Source organism: Citrobacter sp. Cpo221, assembly GCF_030332345.1.
Lineage (GTDB): Bacteria > Pseudomonadota > Gammaproteobacteria > Enterobacterales > Enterobacteriaceae > Citrobacter > Citrobacter portucalensis.
This window is the reverse complement of sequence record NZ_JAOWIA010000063.1, coordinates 232,752-252,255: the sequence shown is the minus strand read 5'-3', so window position 1 is coordinate 252,255 and position 19,504 is coordinate 232,752. Positions and strand designations below refer to the sequence as shown.

Below are 19,504 nucleotides of genomic sequence, written 5' to 3'. Positions count from 1 at the left end.
GAGCATGGCATGTTGCGCATAATAGATACAGAAACCTGTGGTCTACAGGGAGGCATTGTTGAAATTGCTTCTGTCGACGTGGTTGACGGAAAAATAGTCAACCCCATGAGCCACCTGGTACGCCCTGACCGCCCCATCAGCCCACAAGCAATGGCTATCCATCGCATTACTGAAGCAATGGTGGCCGATAAGCCATGGATTGAAGACGTCATCCCGCAGTATTACGGCAGCGAGTGGTACGTGGCGCACAATGCCAGCTTTGACCGCCGCGTATTGCCCGATATGCCCGGGGAATGGATTTGCACCATGAAGCTCTCCCGTCGGTTGTGGCCGGGGATCAAATACAGCAACATGGCGTTGTATAAATCGCGCAAGCTGAGCGTCCAGACACCAGCGGGTCTCCACCATCACCGCGCCCTGTACGACTGCTACATCACTGCGGCACTGCTGATCGACATCATGCAGACGTCAGGCTGGACAGCCGATCAAATGGTCGATATTACCGGCCGTCCCGCCTTACTCACTACTTTCACTTTTGGTAAGTACCGCGGAAAACCGGTATCAGAAGTGGCTGAACGCGATCCGGGCTATCTGCGCTGGTTATTTAATAACCTTGACAATATGAGCCCGGAACTGCGATTAACGCTAAAACACTATTTGGATCACGCCTGAGCAGGCAGCGTTCCCTGCGCCAGTCCAATCAAAAAAGCGTACTCAAGGGCCACGCCTTCGTAAGATTTAAAACGCCCGGATTTACCGCCGTGTCCGGAATCCATATCCGTGCAAAGTAGCAGCAAACGATCGTCCGTTTTCAGCTCACGCAGTTTTGCCACCCATTTTGCTGGTTCCCAGTATTGCACCTGGGAATCGTGCAATCCCGTCGTGACCAGCAGATGTGGGTATGCCTGCGCGGTTACATTGTCATACGGGCTGTAGCTTTTCATATAGGTGTAATACTCTTCGTCCTGCGGATTACCCCACTCTTCAAACTCACCGGTCGTCAGGGGAATTGATTCATCGAGCATTGTGGTTACCACATCGACAAACGGCACCTGAGCAATAACACCATGGAAGCGTTCCGGGCGTTCATTAATGGCGACGCCCATTAACATGCCTCCGGCGCTTCCGCCCATGCCATAACATAACTCAGGCGCGCCATAGCCCATTTTTAGCAACGCATCACAGACGTCGAGGTAATCATTAAAAGTATTTTTCTTGTGCAGAAACTTACCGTCCTCGTACCACTGTTGTCCTAATTCACCACCACCACGCACATGGGCAATAGCATAAACAAAGCCACGATCCAGTAAGCTCAAACGGCTGCTGCTGAAATCGGCGTCCATGCTGGCGCCATATGAGCCATAGCCATAAACCAGTAACGGATTTTTTCCTTTCAGGAAATACTTTTGATGATAAACCAGCGAAACCGGAACCTCGGTGCCATCACGCGCGGTTATCCATAGGTGTTCGCTACGGTAATTCGCTGCATCAAATCCGGGGACCTCCGTCTGCTTAAGCACACGACGTTCCCCGGTGTCCATATCCAGTTCAAACAACGTGTCCGGGGTGGTCATGGAGGAATAGCCATAGCGCAGGCGCGATGTCTCCGGCTCCGGATTATAGGCAAGCCAGGTCACATAAGCCGGATCGTCAAAGGCGATCCCGACCACTTCGCGCGTTTTACGATTAATCTGTCGTAGGCTGGTTAAGCCGCGCTGACGCTCTTCTACCACCAGCCAGTCAGTGAATAGCGTAAAGCCCTCGAGCATCACGTTGTCGCGCGGAGGGATCAGCGTCTCCCAGGCTTGCTCATCACGAACACGGGTACGATACAGGCCGAAATTTTTCCCCTGACGGTTGGAGCGCAGATAAAAATTGTGTTGATAGTGATCGAGACTGTATTCATGGTCTTTGCGTCGCGCTAAAAAGACCAACGGTTCGGCATCCGCCAGTTCTGCGTCAAGCAGTAAAACCTCACTGGTGGTCGCGCTGGCGATATGAATAACCACATAGTGTAGCGAGGTGGTTTTATGCAGGCTGACATAAAACATATCATCGGCTTCTTCATACACCAGCTCATCCAGTGACGATGGCGAGCCGACCGTATGTCGCCACACCTGATACGGCAATAACGTTGTTTCGTGCTTGCGCACGTAATAGAAAGTCTGAGAATCATTCGCCCAGACCAGATCCGCTTCGACGTTTTCCAGCACTTCCGGATACCAGTTGCCGCTTTGCAAGTTGCGAAAACGCACGCCATATTGCCGGCGAGAGAGATAATCTTCCGCCAGCGCCATGATGGTGTTATCCGGAGATATCGCCAGTCCACCCAGCGTATAAAACTCGCTGTGTGCCGCGCGCTGGTTCCCATCCAATAGAGTATCCCAATCATCCCACTCTTCACTGAGGGCAGACTGACGCTGATAAATAGCATATTCGCACCCCGGTTCATAAATATGCCGGTAGCGATAACCATTCTTCACATAGGGGGCGGATGCATCCTGAGGCGGGATACGGTCGATAATCTCTTTCAGGACACGATCCTGCAAAGCCTGCTGCGAGGCCATAACCTGGCGGCCATACACGTTTTCTTGTTGCAGATAATCCAGCACTTCTGGCTGCGAGCGGGTGTCATCTCGCAGCCAGTAATAATTATCAACACGAGTATCGCCATGCTGCGTCATGGCGTGAGGAATACGAGAAGCTTTTGGTAGCATGTCATTGTTCTTTTGCTTAAACATCCTATAAGGGTGGCAAAAGACAGCAATGATGCAAGCGAAACATGCGCCTTAGCGGTAAGTAATTAACCCGGTAAAGCCTGTTTTTGTTCTTTGAGATCCTGTTCAATTCCTTCACGAACATCCAGCGGGATCTTCAACGCATCGCCCAGCGCATTGAGATAGCTACGCTCCATAAAGTGGTCGATATCAATCGCCGCACAGCTCAGGAAGTAAATTTCCAGCGCTTCTTCTTCGTTGCGGATGCCCTGCGCCAGGCGCTGAGGATCTAACGGTTGTTCAATAGCACGTTCAATCAGAACGCGGCCCTGCTCTTCCACGCCCGCTTCACGGAGCTGCTGTTCAATGGCCGCTCGTTCTTTGGCATCAATATGTCCATCGCTTTTCGCCGCAAAAACCAGCGCCAGGATCAGACGCTCGGTGCGCTCATCCAGCGGTGAACTTTGTGCGCCAAACTGCGGCTCATCCTGATGCGCAGCGCGAACCTTATCCTTGTATTTGTTCCATAACACGGTACCGGCAACCGCACCGCCGCCCACCAGAAGCGCGCTGGTGCCGTATTTGCTCAGCAATTTTCGTGAAGATTTGTTGGCAACCAGTAATCCTGCCAGACCGCCTAACGCGCCTGGAACCAGAAGTTTACTCAGCCCTTGCTCGCCAGAAGATGACGCGGAGGATCCTTTTTGCCCAAGAAGAGATTGTAGTTGATTCAGCCAATTAGCCATTTTGCCCCTCAAGTACAGACGAATAATCATCAAAGCGTACCCGAGGGGATGTCAGGAAGTGTTCAGGTCATCAAAAGATGTGCAAATACCTGCGTTACTGCGGCTGATACTCCGCCGTTCCGGCTTTGCAGTCGACTTTTACCTGATAGTGAATATCCGCGCTTTTACCGCGAACCGTCAGAGGAACTGACCATTTCCCGTCTTTGCCCGTAATATCGGGCGTGTTGACCCAGGCGACAGGGTCGGCTTGCCCGACGAGTTTTTGATCGTCAGCCCAGCGCGCGATGCGATTTTGCTGATAGTCACGTTTCACGCTTGCCGCAATACCGTCAGCATCCAGTCCTTCGCACTTGGGGAACTGAACATTCTTGCTTTCCGTATTTGCCGCAAATACCGATACGCTGGCAGACAATAACAGCAGGCTCAATAACGCTCTTTTTTTATACATTCTTTTCTCCTTAATCTCCCCTTCGTCCTTCAGGTTGCCTGCGGCAACGTGAAATAACGTCAGGGATTGCACAATGATTCAGGGAAAAGCATGGTACAAAACGTCAGGAGCGCAAGTCGTTTCAGGCAGCCTGAGTATCATCCTCAGTGTGTGCATCGTTTTCGACAGCCTGTGGCGAAGGCAGCTTGCCGTTTTTCAGAATGGCGCTCAGCACATCTTTTTGCTCAGCCAGCCACAGGGAGAGAGCTTCACGCTGCTCGTCTTCGAGCGCTACCGGCGATTGCTCCAGCCATGTGTCGAGCAGATCTGCTGTATCCAGCATTTTGTCATACGCATCGGCTTCCTTTTTGCTGGTAAACGACATTTTTTCCTCACCTTCCCGAATGACTACGTATTTAACTTCAACCGCCATTTTTGCAGCCTCTTAAATTACCTGTATTTATGTACAGTATATTCTTTTTAAGCCCTGAAATCAACCTGGTGATAAAGACAGGCGCAAACGTTTTCGTATATACTGCGCCCAGATAAAACAGGGGATTAATTTATGACGTTATTAGGCACAGCGCTGCGTCCCGCAGCAACGCGAGTGATGTTATTAGGTTCAGGTGAACTGGGTAAAGAAGTGGCGATTGAATGCCAACGCCTGGGTGTGGAAGTCATTGCCGTGGATCGTTACCCCGACGCGCCAGCCATGCACGTTGCCCATCGCTCCTACGTAATTAACATGCTGGATGGCGAGGCATTACGCCAGCTTGTCGAGCGTGAAAAACCACATTACATCGTGCCGGAAATAGAGGCGATTGCCACGGATATGCTGGTCAAACTCGAACAGGAAGGTCAACACGTTGTGCCTTGCGCACGAGCGACCCAACTGACCATGAACCGGGAAGGAATCCGTCGTCTCGCCGCCGAAGAATTGTCTTTACCCACATCATCTTTCCGTTTTGCAGACACCGAAACACGCTTTCGTGAGGCCGTTGCCGAAATCGGCTATCCCTGCATTGTGAAGCCGGTCATGAGTTCTTCCGGCAAGGGGCAGAGCTTTATCCGTTCAGCCGATCAGCTCACCGAGGCGTGGAACTATGCTCAGCAGGGAGGCCGTGCAGGTGCCGGGCGCGTTATCGTCGAAGGCGTAGTGAAGTTTGATTTTGAAATCACCCTGCTAACCGTCAGCGCCGTTGATGGCGTGCATTTCTGCGCGCCGGTAGGTCATCGTCAGGAAGATGGCGATTATCGCGAGTCCTGGCAGCCGCAGCAGATGAGTGATCTGGCGCTGGCGCGCGCGCAGGAAATAGCCCGCAAGGTGGTACTGGCGCTGGGCGGTCACGGACTGTTTGGCGTGGAGCTGTTTGTCTGCGGTGATGAGGTGATTTTCAGCGAAGTCTCCCCTCGCCCTCACGACACGGGTATGGTGACCTTAATTTCGCAGGATCTGTCTGAGTTTGCCTTGCACGTACGTGCATTTCTCGGTCTGCCCGTTGGCGAAATCCGCCAGTATGGACCTTCTGCTTCCGCCGTTATTCTGCCGCAACTTACCAGCCAGAATATCACATTTGATAACGTACAAGCCGCTGTAGGTGCGGGTATGCAAGTGCGTTTCTTTGGCAAGCCGGAAATCGACGGGAGCCGTCGTCTGGGCGTTGTGCTGGCCACAGCACAGAGCATTGAAGATGCGGTGATACGCGCGAAAGACGCAGCCGCACAGGTGAAAGTCGCAGGATAAAAACCAGACCCGTAGGCCGGATAAGGCATTTTTGCCGCATCCGGCAAAGCCCGATGTCGGCGCTGGCGCGTCTTATCGGGCCTACGGTTTATACATAACGGCTTAATGCTTCGCGCCTTCTACTGCTTCACGAGCCAGTTTGGTAATACGATCGTAATCACCCGCTTCCAGTGCATCCGCCGGAACCAGCCAGGAACCACCGATGCACAGCACGCTTTTCAGTGCCAGGTAGTCGCGGTAGTTCGCCGGAGAGATCCCCCCGGTTGGGCAGAAACGCACCTGAGAGAACGGACCCGCAATTGCCTGCAGCGCTTTGGTACCGCCATTTGCTTCAGCAGGGAAGAATTTGAACTCTTTCAAACCGTAGTCCATACCCAGCATCAGTTCAGACACGGTGCTGATACCAGGGATCAGCGGAATAGTACCTTCCGTCGCGGCTTTCAGCAGCGGCTCGGTCAGACCCGGACTGATAGCAAACTGTGCACCGGCTTCGGTAACTTCAGCCAGCTGTTGTGGATTCAGTACAGTACCTGCACCAACGATAGCGTCCGGAACTTCTTTTGCGATCGCGCGAATGGCATCCATCGCACATGCTGTACGTAAGGTCACTTCCAGAACGCGCACGCCGCCTGCAACCAGCGCTTTTGCCATCGGCACTGCGTGTTCCAGTTTATTAACCACGATAACCGGTACAACCGGGCCAGTGGTCAGGATTGCTTCTGCACTTGTCTTCCAGTTTTTCATCAGAGTTTTCTCTCGCCTGATTACAAAATAAGTCTTAAAAAGTGATACAGGTTGCGCCCTGTTCCGCACCGGACAGCTTTTCACGCAACGCGCTGAACATTTCACGGCCTGTGCCCACGCGCGATGCGCTGAGATCAGGAATGTGAGGCTGACGAGAAGCAAGTTCCTCTTCATCAACCAGCAGCGTCAATTCACCTGTCTGTCCATTCACACGAATGATGTCGCCATCGCGTACTTTTGCCAGCAGCCCGCCATCGTAGGCTTCTGGGGTTACATGGATTGCTGAAGGCACTTTACCTGAAGCACCTGAAAGTCGTCCATCGGTAACTAACGCAATTTTGAAACAACGGTCCAATAATACACCAAGTGGCGGCATGAGTTTATGTAATTCTGGCATTCCGTTTGCTTTTGGTCCCTGATGGCGCACAACGACTACGCAATCACGGTCGAGCAGTCCCGCATCGAAGGCCGGCAACACATCATGCTGACTTTCAAAAACAACCGCGGGCGCTTCAATTACCTGATTTTCTACCGGAACCGCCGACGTTTTCATCACAGCACGTCCGAGGTTACCGCTCAGCACTTTGGTACCGCCGTGGTGGGAGAATGGCTGATCGATGGTAGCAATCACATTGCTGTCCAGCGACTTCGCTGCCCCTTCGCGCCAGTCCAGTTCACCATCGTTGAGCCAGGGTTCCATGGTGTAACGCGACAAACCAAACCCAGCAACGGTGTTCACATCTTCATGCAGCAGACCCGCATTCAGCAGTTCGCGCATTAACACCGGCACGCCACCCGCTGCCTGGAAGTGGTTAATATCTGCCGGACCATTCGGATACAGACGCGCCATCAACGGCACGATATCGGACAGATCGGAGAAGTCGTCCCAGTTAATCAGAATCCCGGCTGCGCGCGCCATCGCAACCAGGTGCATTGTATGGTTGGTTGACCCCCCGGTCGCCAGCAGCGCGACAATACCGTTCACCACTACTTTTTCATCGATCATTTTACCGATCGGCATCCATTCATTGCCGTTACCGGTCAGACGCGTTACCTGACGAGCAGCCGCGGCGGTCAACGCCTCGCGCAGCGGGGCATCCGGGTGTACGAATGAGGAGCCAGGCAGTTGCATCCCCATAAACTCTACCACCATCTGGTTGGTGTTTGCCGTACCATAGAACGTACAGGTCCCCGGTGCGTGATAAGACGCCGCTTCGGATTCAAGCAGCGCCATGCGATCGACTTTGCCTTCAGCATACAGCTGACGGATACGCACTTTTTCTTTGTTCGCCAGACCACTCGCCATCGGGCCGGAGGGAATAAAGATCGAAGGCAGATGACCAAATGACAGTGCCGCCATCACCAGACCCGGGACAATTTTGTCGCACACGCCAAGGAATAACGCGCCGTCGAACATATTGTGTGAGAGGCCGACAGCAGCCGACATCGCAATCACTTCGCGACTCAGTAACGAAAGCTCCATCCCATCCTGTCCCTGGGTCACACCGTCGCACATCGCAGGAACACCGCCAGCGACCTGGCCTACCGCATTGGCTTCATGCAGCGCTTTACGAATGATGTCCGGATAATGTTCGTACGGCTGATGCGCGGAAAGCATGTCGTTATAGGAGGTAATGATCGCGATATTGTTACGCAGCATGCTTTTCAGCGAGGCCTTGTCATCTGGCTGGCAGGCAGCAAAACCATGCGCCAGGTTACCGCACGCCAGTTGTGAACGATGAACGGTAGTCGATTTCGCTTGTTCAATACGGGCAAGGTAGGCGGAACGCGTGTCGCGAGAACGTTCGACAATACGTTTTGTTACGCGTAACAAATTCGGATTCATAGAGGCTCCTAAAATTTATCTGTCAGAGCGTTGGATCAACAATGTGTTTCAGTTGGGTTAAAAGCAGCTGAATCGCTTGTTAGCCGTAGCTCAGGGGCAAAATCGTTTCAGGCAGTGTAATAAAAAAAGCCCCGCGGGTGAATCCACGCGGAGCTTAAAAGTGCAAAAATTATTCTACAATCTGTGTTAGATCATGTTACCGGTAAAATAACACCTATGGGCTAGATGATATTTTACTCGAATTCGTTCCAGGAACGACCATCACGGGTAATCATGGCCACAGAGGCAACCGGTCCCCAGGTCCCGGCCTGATACGGTTTAGGTGCGTCGTTGTCCATTGCCCAGGCTTCAGTAATAGAATCGACCCACTTCCATGCTTCTTCAACTTCATCTCGACGCACAAACAGCGCCTGAATGCCACGCATCGTTTCAAGCAGCAGGCGCTCATAAGCGTCGGCCAGATGCGTTTGGTTGAAGGTTTCGGAGTAGCTCAGATCAAGTTTGGTAATTTGCAGGTTATGCTTGTGATCCAGCCCCGGCACTTTGTTTAGTACCTGGATATCGACACCTTCATCAGGCTGCAAACGGATAGTCAGCTTGTTCTGCGGCAGGTCCTGCCAGGATTCTCTGAACAGGTTCAGCTCAGGCGTTTTGAAGTAAACCACCACTTCAGAGCATTTGGTCGGTAAACGCTTACCGGTACGCAGGTAGAACGGTACGCCCGCCCAGCGCCAGTTATCGATATCCACGCGGATCGCCACAAACGTTTCCGTGTTGCTGCTCTTGTTCGCGCCTTCTTCTTCCAGGTATCCCGGAACTTTTTTGCCCTGGGCAAAACCGGCGGTGTACTGACCACGAACTGTCTTTTCACGTACGTTCGAACGATCGATACGACGCAGTGATTTCAGTACTTTCACTTTTTCATCACGGATGCTGTCGGCGCTCAGATCGGACGGCGGAGACATCGCGATCATGCACAGGATCTGCAGCAGGTGGTTCTGGATCATGTCGCGCATTTGACCGGCCTGGTCAAAGTAGCCCCAGCGCCCTTCAATGCCCACTTCTTCCGCCACGGTAATTTCTACGTGGTCGATAGTGCGGTTATCCCAGTTATTCACAAACAGGGAGTTGGCAAAACGCAGTGCCAACAGGTTCAGTACCGTCTCTTTGCCGAGATAGTGGTCGATGCGGTAAACCTGGCACTCTTCGAAATACTCGCCAACCTGATCGTTGATTTCACGGGATGTTGCCAGTGATGTACCCAGCGGTTTTTCCATCACCACGCGGGCAGGCTTAGCATTCAGCTTTGCTTCACCCAGACCTTTGCAGATCGCGCCAAAGGTGCTAGGCGGCATTGCAAAATAGTTGATGGTGGTACGCGATTTTTGATCCAGCATTTTGCCCAGACGCTTAAACGCGGCGGTGTCGTTGACGTCCAGGTTACAAAACTCAAGACGACCGCTGAGGGTTTCCCACAAACTTTCATCAATTTTTTCTTTCATGAAGGTTTCGAGCGCTTCGCGCACAACCTTGGTATAGGCTGCTTTGTCCCAGTCGGCACGCCCAACCCCAATGATGCGGGTATCCGGGTTAATCTGGCCGGCCTTTTCCAGTTGATACAGGGAAGGCAGCAATTTCCGTCGCGCCAGGTCGCCCTTCGCGCCGAAAATGACCAGATCACATGCCTGGGCTGTTTGCGTTACCGCCATGTCATTCTCCTCAATTAAGTGCCTGGTGCTTTTGCCAGACACTGGTTGTAATTTTATTACAGTGCACTGTACTGCTTTTACGTGAATCCGGAAACCGTAAACGCTTATCCAGCCGTGCTGTTACCGCGAACAGCCGCTTTATTGGCGTATAACCCATCAAAATGGATAAAAAAGTCGTCTTTTTCGTACCCACGAAGAAGTATGAAAATCCGACTCCGATCATGTAATGAAAAAAAACAACAACTATTTTGTCCATTTTGCCCCGTTGATGCACTAGCAGGGGTACTATCTACCAGAGTTACCACTCGATTTCCCCTTATCGTTGAAATCGTTTTTGCCCATGACCCATGAGTCTACCTACATCATGAATATGCTGGAAAAAATCCAGTTAAAACTGGAACATTTGAGCAAGTCAGAGCGTAAAGTCGCCGACATTATTCTTGCCTCTCCCGAGCGGGCAATTCACTCAAGCATCGCTGCGCTTGCTGTAGAAGCCAACGTCAGCGAACCGACGGTGAACCGTTTCTGTCGTAGCATGGATACGCGCGGCTTCCCTGATTTTAAACTGCATCTGGCACAAAGTCTGGCAAATGGTACCCCTTATGTTAATCGCAATGTGGATGAGGATGACAGCGTAGAATCTTATACGGGGAAAATCTTCGAATCGGCGATGGCAAGCCTTGACCACGTTCGTCAGTCGCTGGATAACACAGCGGTAAACCGGGCGGTAGATTTGTTAACCCAGGCGAAGAAAATCGCCTTCTTTGGTTTAGGTTCTTCCGCCGCGGTCGCGCACGACGCGATGAACAAATTTTTCCGCTTTAACGTACCGGTAATCTATTCCGACGACATTGTCCTGCAACGGATGAGTTGTATGAATTGTAGCGACGACGACGTCATTGTGCTTATTTCTCATACCGGAAGAACCAAAAGTCTGGTTGAACTGGCGCAGTTAGCAAGGGAAAACGACGCTATGGTTATCGCCCTCACCTCTCCCGGCACGCCACTGGCGCGTGAAGCCACGCTGGCTATTACCCTCGATGTACCGGAAGATACTGACATTTATATGCCCATGGTCTCTCGACTTGCTCAACTGACCGTGATAGATGTGCTGGCTACAGGATTTACTTTGCGCCGAGGGGCAAAATTTAGAGATAACTTGAAGCGTGTCAAGGAAGCGCTCAAGGAATCGCGTTTTGATAAAGAATTACTCATCAAGAGTGATGACCGCTAAAAGCAATAACAATGTTCTACCCTTTTATCATCCGGGTCGTTCATTTTACCGTTAATGTTTGAGAACGGCCGGATTAATGTTCACGCAACACCTAGTTGTTTCAGTCAACGGAGTATTACATGTCCAGAAGGCTTCGCAGAACCAAAATCGTTACCACGTTAGGCCCGGCAACTGACCGCGATAACAACCTTGAGAAGATTATCGCCGCGGGTGCGAACGTCGTACGTATGAACTTTTCCCACGGCTCTCCAGAAGATCACAAACTGCGGGCGGATAAGGTCCGTGAAATTGCCGCAAAACTGGGACGTCATGTAGCTATTTTGGGTGACCTGCAGGGACCTAAAATCCGCGTATCTACCTTTAAAGAAGGTAAAGTTTTTCTTAATGTTGGCGACAAGTTCCTGTTAGACGCCAACCTCGGTAAAGGCGAAGGCGACAAAGAAAAAGTCGGCATTGATTATAAGGGACTGCCTGCAGACGTCGTGCCTGGCGATATCCTGCTGCTCGACGACGGTCGCGTACAGCTTAAAGTGCTGGAAGTTCAGGGCATGAAAGTCTTCACCGAAGTCACTGTCGGTGGCCCGCTGTCCAATAACAAGGGCATCAACAAACTGGGCGGCGGTCTCTCTGCTGAAGCCCTGACCGAAAAAGACAAAGCCGACATCATTACCGCAGCACAAATCAGCGTTGACTATTTGGCTGTCTCCTTCCCGCGCTGCGGCGAAGATCTAAACTATGCCCGCCGTCTGGCGCGCGATGCCGGTTGCGATGCGAAAATTGTCGCCAAGGTAGAACGTGCAGAAGCCGTCTGCGACCAGAATGCGATGGATGACATCATCCTGGCTTCTGATGTGGTAATGGTGGCGCGTGGCGACCTGGGCGTTGAAATCGGCGATCCTGAACTGGTAGGTATTCAGAAAGCGTTGATTCGTCGCGCGCGTCAGCTGAACCGTGCGGTCATTACCGCTACGCAGATGATGGAGTCGATGATCACCAACCCAATGCCGACTCGTGCGGAAGTGATGGACGTGGCTAACGCCGTCCTCGACGGTACCGATGCCGTGATGCTTTCTGCCGAAACAGCAGCAGGTCAGTACCCGGCGGAAACCGTCACGGCAATGGCGCGCGTTTGCCTGGGTGCAGAGAAGATCCCAAGCATCAACGTTTCTAAACACCGCCTTGATGTGCAGTTTGATAATGTTGAAGAAGCGATTGCGATGTCAGCGATGTACGCTGCTAACCACCTGAAAGGGGTCACCGCTATCATCGCTATGACAGAATCCGGTCGTACTGCGCTGATGACTTCTCGTATCAGTTCCGGCCTGCCGATTTTCGCGATGTCTCGTCATGAGCGTACGCTGAATCTGACCTCTCTGTATCGCGGCGTCACCCCGGTTCACTTTGACAGTGAAACAGATGGCGTCGTTGCCGCCAATGAAGCAGTGAACCTGCTGCGCGATAAAGGCTATCTGGTTTCCGGTGACCTGGTGATTGTGACGCAGGGCGATGTGATGAGCACCATTGGCTCAACTAACACCACGCGTATTCTGACCGTCGAGTAACGCCAGCGTTTGATGTAAAAAAGCCTCTCGTTTGAGAGGCTTTTTTTTTATTTTTTCGGATAGAGATCTTTGCGCTTATAGGGCTCAATCTCGCCGGGTTTACGCGTCTTAAGCAGTTTCAGAATCCAGGTGTATTGTTCGACATGAGGCGTGACAAAAATCTCCACCTCTTCGTTCATCCGTCTGGCAATGGTGTGGTCATCTGCCGTCAGGATGTCATCCATCGGAGGACGGACCTTAATCGTCAGGCGGTGCGTTTTACCGTCATACACCGGAAACAGCGGCACTACACGCGCGTGGCAAACCTTCATCAAGCGACCAATTGCCGGTAACGTTGCTTTATAGGTAGCAAAAAAATCGACAAACTCGCTGTGCTCAGGCCCATGGTCCTGATCCGGCAGGTAGTATCCCCAATATCCCTGACGTACAGACTGAATAAACGGTTTGATGCCATCATTACGTGCATGTAATCGGCCTCCGAAACGACGGCGCACCGTGTTCCAGACGTAATCAAATACCGGGTTCCCCTGATTGTGGAACATTGCTGCCATTTTCTGTCCCTGGGAAGCCATCAGCATCGCCGGGATATCTACGCCCCAGCCATGAGGAACGAGAAAAATCACTTTTTCATCGTTGCGGCGCATCTCTTCGATGATTTCAAGGCCCTGCCAGTCAACCCGATTCTGAATTTTCTCCGGACCGCGCAGGGCCAGTTCCGCCATCATGACCATCGCCTGAGGGGCTGTCGCGAACATCTCATCGACAATGGTTTCGCGCTCAGCTTCGCTGCGTTCAGGAAAACAAAGGGATAAATTGATCAGTGCTCTGCGACGTGAGCTTTTTCCCAAACGTCCAACCATCCGTCCGAGCTTTGCCAGAATAGGATCGCGAAGTGACGCCGGCGTTAACGCAATCCCAGCTATCGCCGCTACACCCAGCCAGGCGCCCCAGTAGCGCGGATAGCGAAATGATTTATCAAACTCAGGGATATACTCAATATTCTTTTTTTTCGTTTCCATGCTCTTCCAGTGTCTGGTGCGGCGAAAAGTAGATCTGCTGATAGTGTAGCGGCGCACGATGCGCCGTACAAAATAAAAAAAGCCGGCACGCATCGCGTACCGGCTTTATCAGTGTGCTAATTAATCAAAACGTAGCTGAGGCATAACTTCTTTCACCTGCGCCAGATAATCGGTGCGATCCGAGCCGGTCAGACCTTCTGTACGCGGCAGTTTCGCCGTCAGAGGGTTCACGGCCTGCTGGTTGATCCACACTTCGTAGTGCAGGTGCGGACCGGTTGAACGCCCGGTGTTACCTGACAGCGCGATACGATCGCCACGTTTCACTTTTTGACCTGGTTTCACCAATAGCTTACGCAGGTGCATATAACGGGTGGTGTAGGTGCGACCATGACGTACCGCAACATAGTATCCGGCAGCGCCGCTACGCTTCGCTACTACCACTTCACCATCGCCTACCGACAGTACTGGCGTCCCCTGCGGCATCGCAAAGTCGACACCTTTGTGCGGCGCTACGCGTCCAGTCACCGGATTCAGGCGACGCGGGTTAAAGTTCGAGGAGATACGGAACTGTTTCGCCGTCGGGAAACGCATGAAGCCTTTCGCCAGCCCGGTACCGTTACGGTCATAGAACTTACCGTCTTCAGCACGGATGGCGTAATAGTCTTTGCCTTCAGAACGTAAACGCACGCCCAGCAGCTGGCTTTGCTCGCGCTTACCGTCCAGCATTTCGCGAGACATCAGCACTGAGAACTCATCGCCTTTTTTCAGTTTGCGGAAATCCATCTGCCACTGCATGGCCTTAATCACCGCGCTGATTTCAGAGCTGGTCAGTCCGGCCTCTTTGGCGCTGGCGACAAAGCTTCCGCCCACCGTGCCTTTGATACGGCTGTTAACCCAATCGCCCTGCTGCATTTCGCTGCTCATTTTGAAACCTGTCGCAGTGCGATCGTAAGTGCGGGTTTCACGGCGGGACACTTCCCATGTCAGGCGCTGCAGGTCACCTTCCGCGCTTAACGTCCAGGATAACTGTTGACCAATTTTCAGATTGCGCAGTTCTTTATCGGAAGCAGCGAGCTGACTGATGTCGCCCATATCGATGCCGTACTGATTAAGAATACTGCTCAGCGTATCGCCTGTGGAGACGACATACTCATGCACGCCGGCTTCACCAGACGTTTTGTCATCCAGTTCATCCTGCGGAATGGCTTCGTCTTCCTGCGCGGCCTGATCGATAGGTTCACTGGCCTCAGGTAACAGCGAACGAATCTCGCTTTTTTCCAGCTCGATAGTTTTAACGATGGGTGCAGAATCGGGATGGTAAACATAAGGCCGCCAGACGGCGACGGCCAATGTCAGTACGGTAAGCGACCCCAGCATAACGCGATGGGGTCGCGGCAGATTATTAAATGCCAGAGCGACAGAGCGGGCTATCTGTTGCACGTATTCACTTCCTCATTAATCTCCTTTCAGGCAGCTCGCATACTGGTTGGCTAATTGGTTCAAAAACGCTGAATAGCTTGTTTTACCCAGTTTGATATTCGTTCCGAGCGGATCCAGCGTTCCCATTCGAACGGATGTCCCTCTCGCGACGGCTTCAACGACCGCTGGCCTGAACTGTGGCTCAGCAAAAACGCAGGTTGCTTTTTGCTCAACCAACTGTGTTCTTATTTCATGTAAACGCTGCGCACCGGGTTGAATCTCAGGGTTCACGGTAAAGTGACCAAGCGGTGTTAGTCCGTAGTGTTTTTCGTAGTAGCCATAGGCGTCATGAAAAACGAAATAACCTTTTCCCTTGAGCGGTGCGAGCTCGTTACCTACCTGCTTATCGGTTGCGGCTAATTGTGCCTCAAAATCCTTCAGGTTGGCGTCAAGTTTGGCTCGACTTTGCGGCATAAGTTCCACTAATTTTTCATGGATTGCAACCGCTGAGGCCCGCGCTATCTCTGGGGAAAGCCAAAGATGCATGTTGTAATCGCCATGATGGTGATGCTCGTCACTTTTTTCACTGCCAGCATCATCGTGTCCATGATCGTCATCGTCGTCATCGGCACCTTTCATGAGTAACGGTTTCACGTCATTGAGCTGCGCAATCGTTACCTGTTTCGCGTTAGGAATATTCTTGACTGACTTCTCCATAAACGCTTCCATCTCAGGTCCAATCCAAACAACTAAGTCCGCGCCCTGTAAGCGTTTTACGTCTGATGGACGCAGTGAATAGTCATGTTCGGAAGCCCCATCAGGCAACAGAACCTCAGTGTCTGTTACCCCGTCTGCAATAGCTGAAGCAATAAACCCCAGCGGCTTGAGCGAGGCCACCACAGCGGCATTTGCTGCCTGTGTTGCACTACCCCAAAGAGCAGCGGATAATGCTGCGAAAAGAAGCGTATTTTTATGTAACATAATGCGACCAATCATCGTAATGAATGTAAGAAATGTGATATTATAACATTCTATAACTTCTGCAAGACTAAAATTGATATGACGACTTTGGTTTCACTGGAAAATGTCTCGGTCTCTTATGGTCAACGCCGCGTCCTGTCTGACGTATCGCTTGAACTTCGACCCGGTAAAATTTTAACGCTTCTCGGCCCAAATGGCGCCGGGAAGTCTACGCTGGTGCGCGTTGTATTAGGGCTGGTAGCGGCTGATGAGGGAGTAATCAAGCGTAATGGTCAATTGCGGATTGGCTATGTACCGCAAAAACTGTACCTCGATACTACACTGCCACTGACGGTAAGTCGGTTTATGCGCTTACGTCCCGGTACCAAAAAAGAGGATATCCTTCCGGCACTGAAGCGCGTTCAGGCTGGGCATCTGATGGATGCGCCGATGCAAAAGCTCTCTGGCGGGGAAACACAACGCGTCCTGTTGGCCCGTGCTTTATTGAATAAACCTCAGCTACTGGTGCTCGATGAACCCACCCAGGGCGTGGATGTCAATGGGCAGGTCGCACTGTACGACCTTATCGACCAGTTGCGACGTGAACTGGATTGCGCCGTGCTGATGGTTTCCCATGACCTGCATCTGGTGATGGCCAAAACCGATGAGGTACTGTGCCTGAACCATCATATTTGCTGTTCCGGTGCGCCGGAAGTGGTTTCTATGCACCCGGAATTCATCTCCATGTTCGGGCAACGCGGCGCCGAACAACTCGGAATTTACCGTCATAATCACAATCACCGCCACGATTTACAGGGTCGTATCGTCTTACGCCGGGGAAATGGTCACTCATGATTGAATTGTTATTACCCGGTTGGTTAGCCGGGATCATGCTGGCCTGTGCCGCTGGCCCACTCGGCTCGTTTGTAGTCTGGCGTCGAATGTCTTATTTCGGTGATACGCTGGCCCACGCTTCGCTGCTGGGGGTCGCCTTTGGCCTGCTGCTGGATGTAAACCCTTTCTATGCGGTTATCGCCGTCACCCTGTTGCTGGCTGGCGGTCTGGTATGGCTGGAGAAGCGCCCTCACCTTGCGATCGATACCTTGCTGGGTATTATGGCGCACAGCGCGTTGTCATTGGGGCTGGTTGTTGTCAGCCTGATGTCCAACATCCGTGTGGATCTGATGGCTTACCTGTTTGGTGATTTGCTCGCCGTGACGCCAGAAGATCTTATCTCCATCGCCATCGGCGTGGTTATTGTTCTGGCGATTCTGTTCTGGCAGTGGCGTAACCTGCTGTCGATGACCATCAGTCCTGATCTGGCATTTGTCGATGGTGTGAAGCTGCAACGCGTGAAGCTGCTGTTGATGCTGGTTACGGCGTTAACGATTGGTGTGGCGATGAAGTTTGTCGGGGCGCTGATTATCACCTCACTGCTTATCATCCCTGCGGCGACCGCCCGTCGCTTTGCCCGTACGCCGGAGCAGATGGCAGGGGTTGCCGTTGGAGTGGGAATGATAGCGGTTACAGGCGGGCTGACCTTCTCGGCCTTCTATGACACCCCGGCAGGTCCTTCCGTGGTGCTGTGCGCCGCGCTGCTGTTTATTTTCAGCATGATGAAAAAGCAGGCGAACTAAGCATGCGTTGCCCGGTGGCGCTGCGCTTACCGGGCCTACAAAATCGCCCAGGCCTGATGAGCGTCACGACATCAGGCACTAAGGCATCTGTGGCGGTGTAATGCCAAAATGGTTCCAGGCGCGCACGGTTGCCATACGTCCACGCGGCGTACGCTGCAGAAAACCTTGCTGAATCAGATACGGCTCCAGCACGTCCTCAATGGTTTCACGCTCTTCCCCAATCGCCGCCGCCAGGTTATCCAGCCCTACCGGTCCACCGAAGAATTTATCGATAACCGCCAGCAGCAGCTTACGGTCCATATAATCGAACCCTTCCGCATCCACATTGAGCATATCCAGCGCCTGAGCAGCAATATCTGCTGAAATTGTGCCGTCATGCTTCACTTCGGCGAAATCGCGTACCCGGCGTAATAAGCGGTTGGCGATACGCGGTGTACCGCGGGCGCGGCGTGCCACTTCCAGCGCACCTTCATCGCTCATTTCCAGGCCCATAAAACGTGCGCTACGCCCAACAATGTGCTGCAGGTCAGCCACCTGATAGAACTCCAGTCGCTGCACAATACCAAAACGGTCACGCAGCGGAGAGGTTAACGATCCGGCGCGTGTCGTCGCCCCGATCAGCGTAAACGGCGGCAGGTCGATCTTGATCGAACGGGCAGCTGGCCCTTCGCCAATCATGATATCCAGCTGATAATCTTCCATCGCCGGATACAGCACCTCTTCCACCACCGGTGACAGACGATGGATTTCATCGATAAACAGCACATCGTGGGGTTCAAGGTTGGTAAGCATTGCCGCCAGGTCACCCGCTTTTTCCAGTACCGGACCGGACGTGGTGCGCAGATTAACGCCCATTTCATTGGCGACAATATTGGCAAGCGTGGTTTTACCAAGACCTGGAGGACCGAAAATCAGCAGGTGATCGAGAGCGTCACCGCGCAGCTTAGCCGCCTGGATAAAAATCTCCATTTGCGAACGGACCTGAGGCTGGCCAATGTACTCTTCCAGCAATTTTGGGCGGATCGCACGATCCACCAGATCTTCAGGGGTAGTGCTGACAGCCGAAATCAGGCGATCTGCTTCAATCATCCTTTACCTCACAATGCCGCGCGAAGCGCTTCACGAATCAGGGTTTCACTGCTGGCATCAGGGCGGGCAATTTTGCTCACCATGCGGCTGGCTTCCTGTGGTTTATAGCCCAACGCCACCAGCGCAGCAACCGCTTCCTGCTCGGCGTCGTCCGTTGTCGGACTTGCCGGAGAAGTCAGGACCAGATCCGCCGCTGGTGTAAAGAGATCGCCATGCAAACCTTTAAAGCGGTCTTTCATTTCAACAATCAGGCGTTCAGCGGTTTTCTTACCAATACCCGGCAATTTCACCAACGCGCCCAGCTCTTCGCGCTCAACGGCATTAACGAACTGCTGAGCAGACATACCTGAGAGGATCGCCAGCGCCAGCTTCGGCCCCACGCCATTGGTTTTGATTAACTCTTTAAACAGCGTGCGCTCTTGCTTGTTGTTAAAGCCATACAGCAGTTGAGCGTCTTCACGCACCACAAAATGGGTGAAGATAATGGCTTCTTGCCCGGCTTCCGGCAACTCGTAGAAACAGGTCATCGGCATATGCACTTCATAGCTTACCCCGCCCGTTTCCAGAAGGACCAACGGGGGTTGTTTTTCAATAATGATGCCTCTGAGTCTGCCTATCACGTGACGCTCCTGCGTTAAGGGCTAAAAGGTA

18 protein-coding genes are annotated in these 19,504 nt (G+C 52.5%); 6 read left to right on the top strand and 12 right to left on the bottom strand.

Going from position 1 to position 19,504, the window contains the following annotated elements; all coding sequences use genetic code 11:
* Positions 1-9: 9 nt before the first annotated feature.
* Positions 10-672, top strand: coding sequence for an exodeoxyribonuclease X (exoX, locus tag OGY72_RS24680; protein ID WP_003833802.1), 663 nt, complete (start codon positions 10-12; stop codon positions 670-672).
* Here exoX and ptrB read toward each other — a convergent pair.
* The 4 genes from ptrB to yebG form a co-directional block, all read right to left on the bottom strand.
* Complete coding sequence (gene ptrB / locus OGY72_RS24675) at positions 663-2,717, bottom strand: oligopeptidase B (RefSeq protein WP_286550190.1); 2,055 nt, start codon at positions 2,715-2,717, stop codon at positions 663-665. The two genes, exoX and ptrB, sit on opposite strands and share 10 nt — an antisense overlap.
* An 86-nt stretch (positions 2,718-2,803) precedes the next feature.
* Positions 2,804-3,463: a tellurite resistance TerB family protein gene (locus tag OGY72_RS24670; RefSeq protein WP_063940875.1), complete on the bottom strand. Its 660-nt coding sequence runs from the start codon at positions 3,461-3,463 to the stop codon at positions 2,804-2,806.
* 94 nt (positions 3,464-3,557) lie between these two features.
* A complete protein-coding gene (gene yebF / locus OGY72_RS24665) occupies positions 3,558-3,911 on the bottom strand; it encodes a protein YebF (RefSeq protein ID WP_126317828.1) in 354 nt (117 codons plus the stop codon).
* Positions 3,912-4,032: 121 nt separating this feature from the next.
* Positions 4,033-4,323, bottom strand: coding sequence for a DNA damage-inducible protein YebG (gene yebG, locus OGY72_RS24660; RefSeq protein WP_032943780.1), 291 nt, complete (start codon positions 4,321-4,323; stop codon positions 4,033-4,035).
* 132 nt (positions 4,324-4,455) lie between these two features.
* Between yebG and purT the strand changes: the two genes are divergently transcribed.
* Positions 4,456-5,634, top strand: coding sequence for a formate-dependent phosphoribosylglycinamide formyltransferase (purT, locus tag OGY72_RS24655; protein WP_149384876.1), 1,179 nt, complete (start codon positions 4,456-4,458; stop codon positions 5,632-5,634).
* 102 nt (positions 5,635-5,736) lie between these two features.
* Here the strand turns inward: purT and kdgA are convergent, their stop codons facing one another.
* The 3 genes from kdgA to zwf form a co-directional block, all read right to left on the bottom strand.
* Positions 5,737-6,378: a bifunctional 4-hydroxy-2-oxoglutarate aldolase/2-dehydro-3-deoxy-phosphogluconate aldolase gene (kdgA, locus tag OGY72_RS24650; protein WP_286550184.1), complete on the bottom strand. Its 642-nt coding sequence runs from the start codon at positions 6,376-6,378 to the stop codon at positions 5,737-5,739.
* A 34-nt stretch (positions 6,379-6,412) separates the two neighbouring features.
* Positions 6,413-8,224: a phosphogluconate dehydratase gene (gene edd / locus OGY72_RS24645; protein ID WP_008785050.1), complete on the bottom strand. Its 1,812-nt coding sequence runs from the start codon at positions 8,222-8,224 to the stop codon at positions 6,413-6,415.
* A gap of 233 nt (positions 8,225-8,457) precedes the next feature.
* Positions 8,458-9,933: a glucose-6-phosphate dehydrogenase gene (zwf, locus tag OGY72_RS24640; RefSeq protein WP_003833817.1), complete on the bottom strand. Its 1,476-nt coding sequence runs from the start codon at positions 9,931-9,933 to the stop codon at positions 8,458-8,460.
* A gap of 364 nt (positions 9,934-10,297) precedes the next feature.
* Between zwf and OGY72_RS24635 the strand changes: the two genes are divergently transcribed.
* The gene (locus OGY72_RS24635) at positions 10,298-11,167 is read left to right on the top strand and encodes a MurR/RpiR family transcriptional regulator (protein ID WP_126319786.1); all 870 of its coding nucleotides are present in this window, start codon (positions 10,298-10,300) and stop codon (positions 11,165-11,167) included.
* Positions 11,168-11,286: 119 nt separating this feature from the next.
* The gene (gene pyk, locus OGY72_RS24630; RefSeq protein WP_003833821.1) at positions 11,287-12,729 is read left to right on the top strand and encodes a pyruvate kinase; all 1,443 of its coding nucleotides are present in this window, start codon (positions 11,287-11,289) and stop codon (positions 12,727-12,729) included.
* A gap of 47 nt (positions 12,730-12,776) precedes the next feature.
* Here pyk and lpxM read toward each other — a convergent pair whose 3' ends face one another.
* The 3 genes from lpxM to znuA all read right to left on the bottom strand — a co-directional run bounded on the left by lpxM (position 12,777) and on the right by znuA (position 16,148).
* Positions 12,777-13,748 (bottom strand): lauroyl-Kdo(2)-lipid IV(A) myristoyltransferase, encoded by a 972-nt coding sequence (lpxM, locus tag OGY72_RS24625; RefSeq protein WP_148361861.1) that lies wholly within the window; start codon positions 13,746-13,748, stop codon positions 12,777-12,779.
* Between the two features lie 120 nt (positions 13,749-13,868).
* On the bottom strand, positions 13,869-15,188 hold the full coding sequence (gene mepM / locus OGY72_RS24620) for a murein DD-endopeptidase MepM (RefSeq protein ID WP_003833825.1): 1,320 nt from the start codon (positions 15,186-15,188) through the stop codon (positions 13,869-13,871).
* Between the two features lie 15 nt (positions 15,189-15,203).
* Positions 15,204-16,148, bottom strand: coding sequence for a zinc ABC transporter substrate-binding protein ZnuA (gene znuA / locus OGY72_RS24615; RefSeq protein WP_063940898.1), 945 nt, complete (start codon positions 16,146-16,148; stop codon positions 15,204-15,206).
* Positions 16,149-16,226: 78 nt separating this feature from the next.
* Here znuA and znuC point away from each other — a divergent pair, with 78 nt between their 5' ends.
* Together znuC and znuB are read left to right on the top strand one after the other, a co-directional pair.
* Complete coding sequence (gene znuC, locus OGY72_RS24610; RefSeq protein WP_003833829.1) at positions 16,227-16,982, top strand: zinc ABC transporter ATP-binding protein ZnuC; 756 nt, start codon at positions 16,227-16,229, stop codon at positions 16,980-16,982.
* On the top strand, positions 16,979-17,764 hold the full coding sequence (gene znuB / locus OGY72_RS24605) for a zinc ABC transporter permease subunit ZnuB (protein WP_003833831.1): 786 nt from the start codon (positions 16,979-16,981) through the stop codon (positions 17,762-17,764). Before znuC ends, znuB begins: the two co-directional genes overlap by 4 nt.
* Positions 17,765-17,842: 78 nt before the next feature.
* Here znuB and ruvB read toward each other — a convergent pair whose 3' ends face one another.
* Positions 17,843-18,853, bottom strand: a complete 1,011-nt coding sequence (gene ruvB / locus OGY72_RS24600; protein WP_003034872.1) for a Holliday junction branch migration DNA helicase RuvB — start codon at positions 18,851-18,853, stop codon at positions 17,843-17,845.
* A gap of 8 nt (positions 18,854-18,861) precedes the next feature.
* Positions 18,862-19,473, bottom strand: coding sequence for a Holliday junction branch migration protein RuvA (gene ruvA, locus OGY72_RS24595; protein WP_286550170.1), 612 nt, complete (start codon positions 19,471-19,473; stop codon positions 18,862-18,864).
* Between the last annotated feature and the right edge of the window lie 31 nt (positions 19,474-19,504).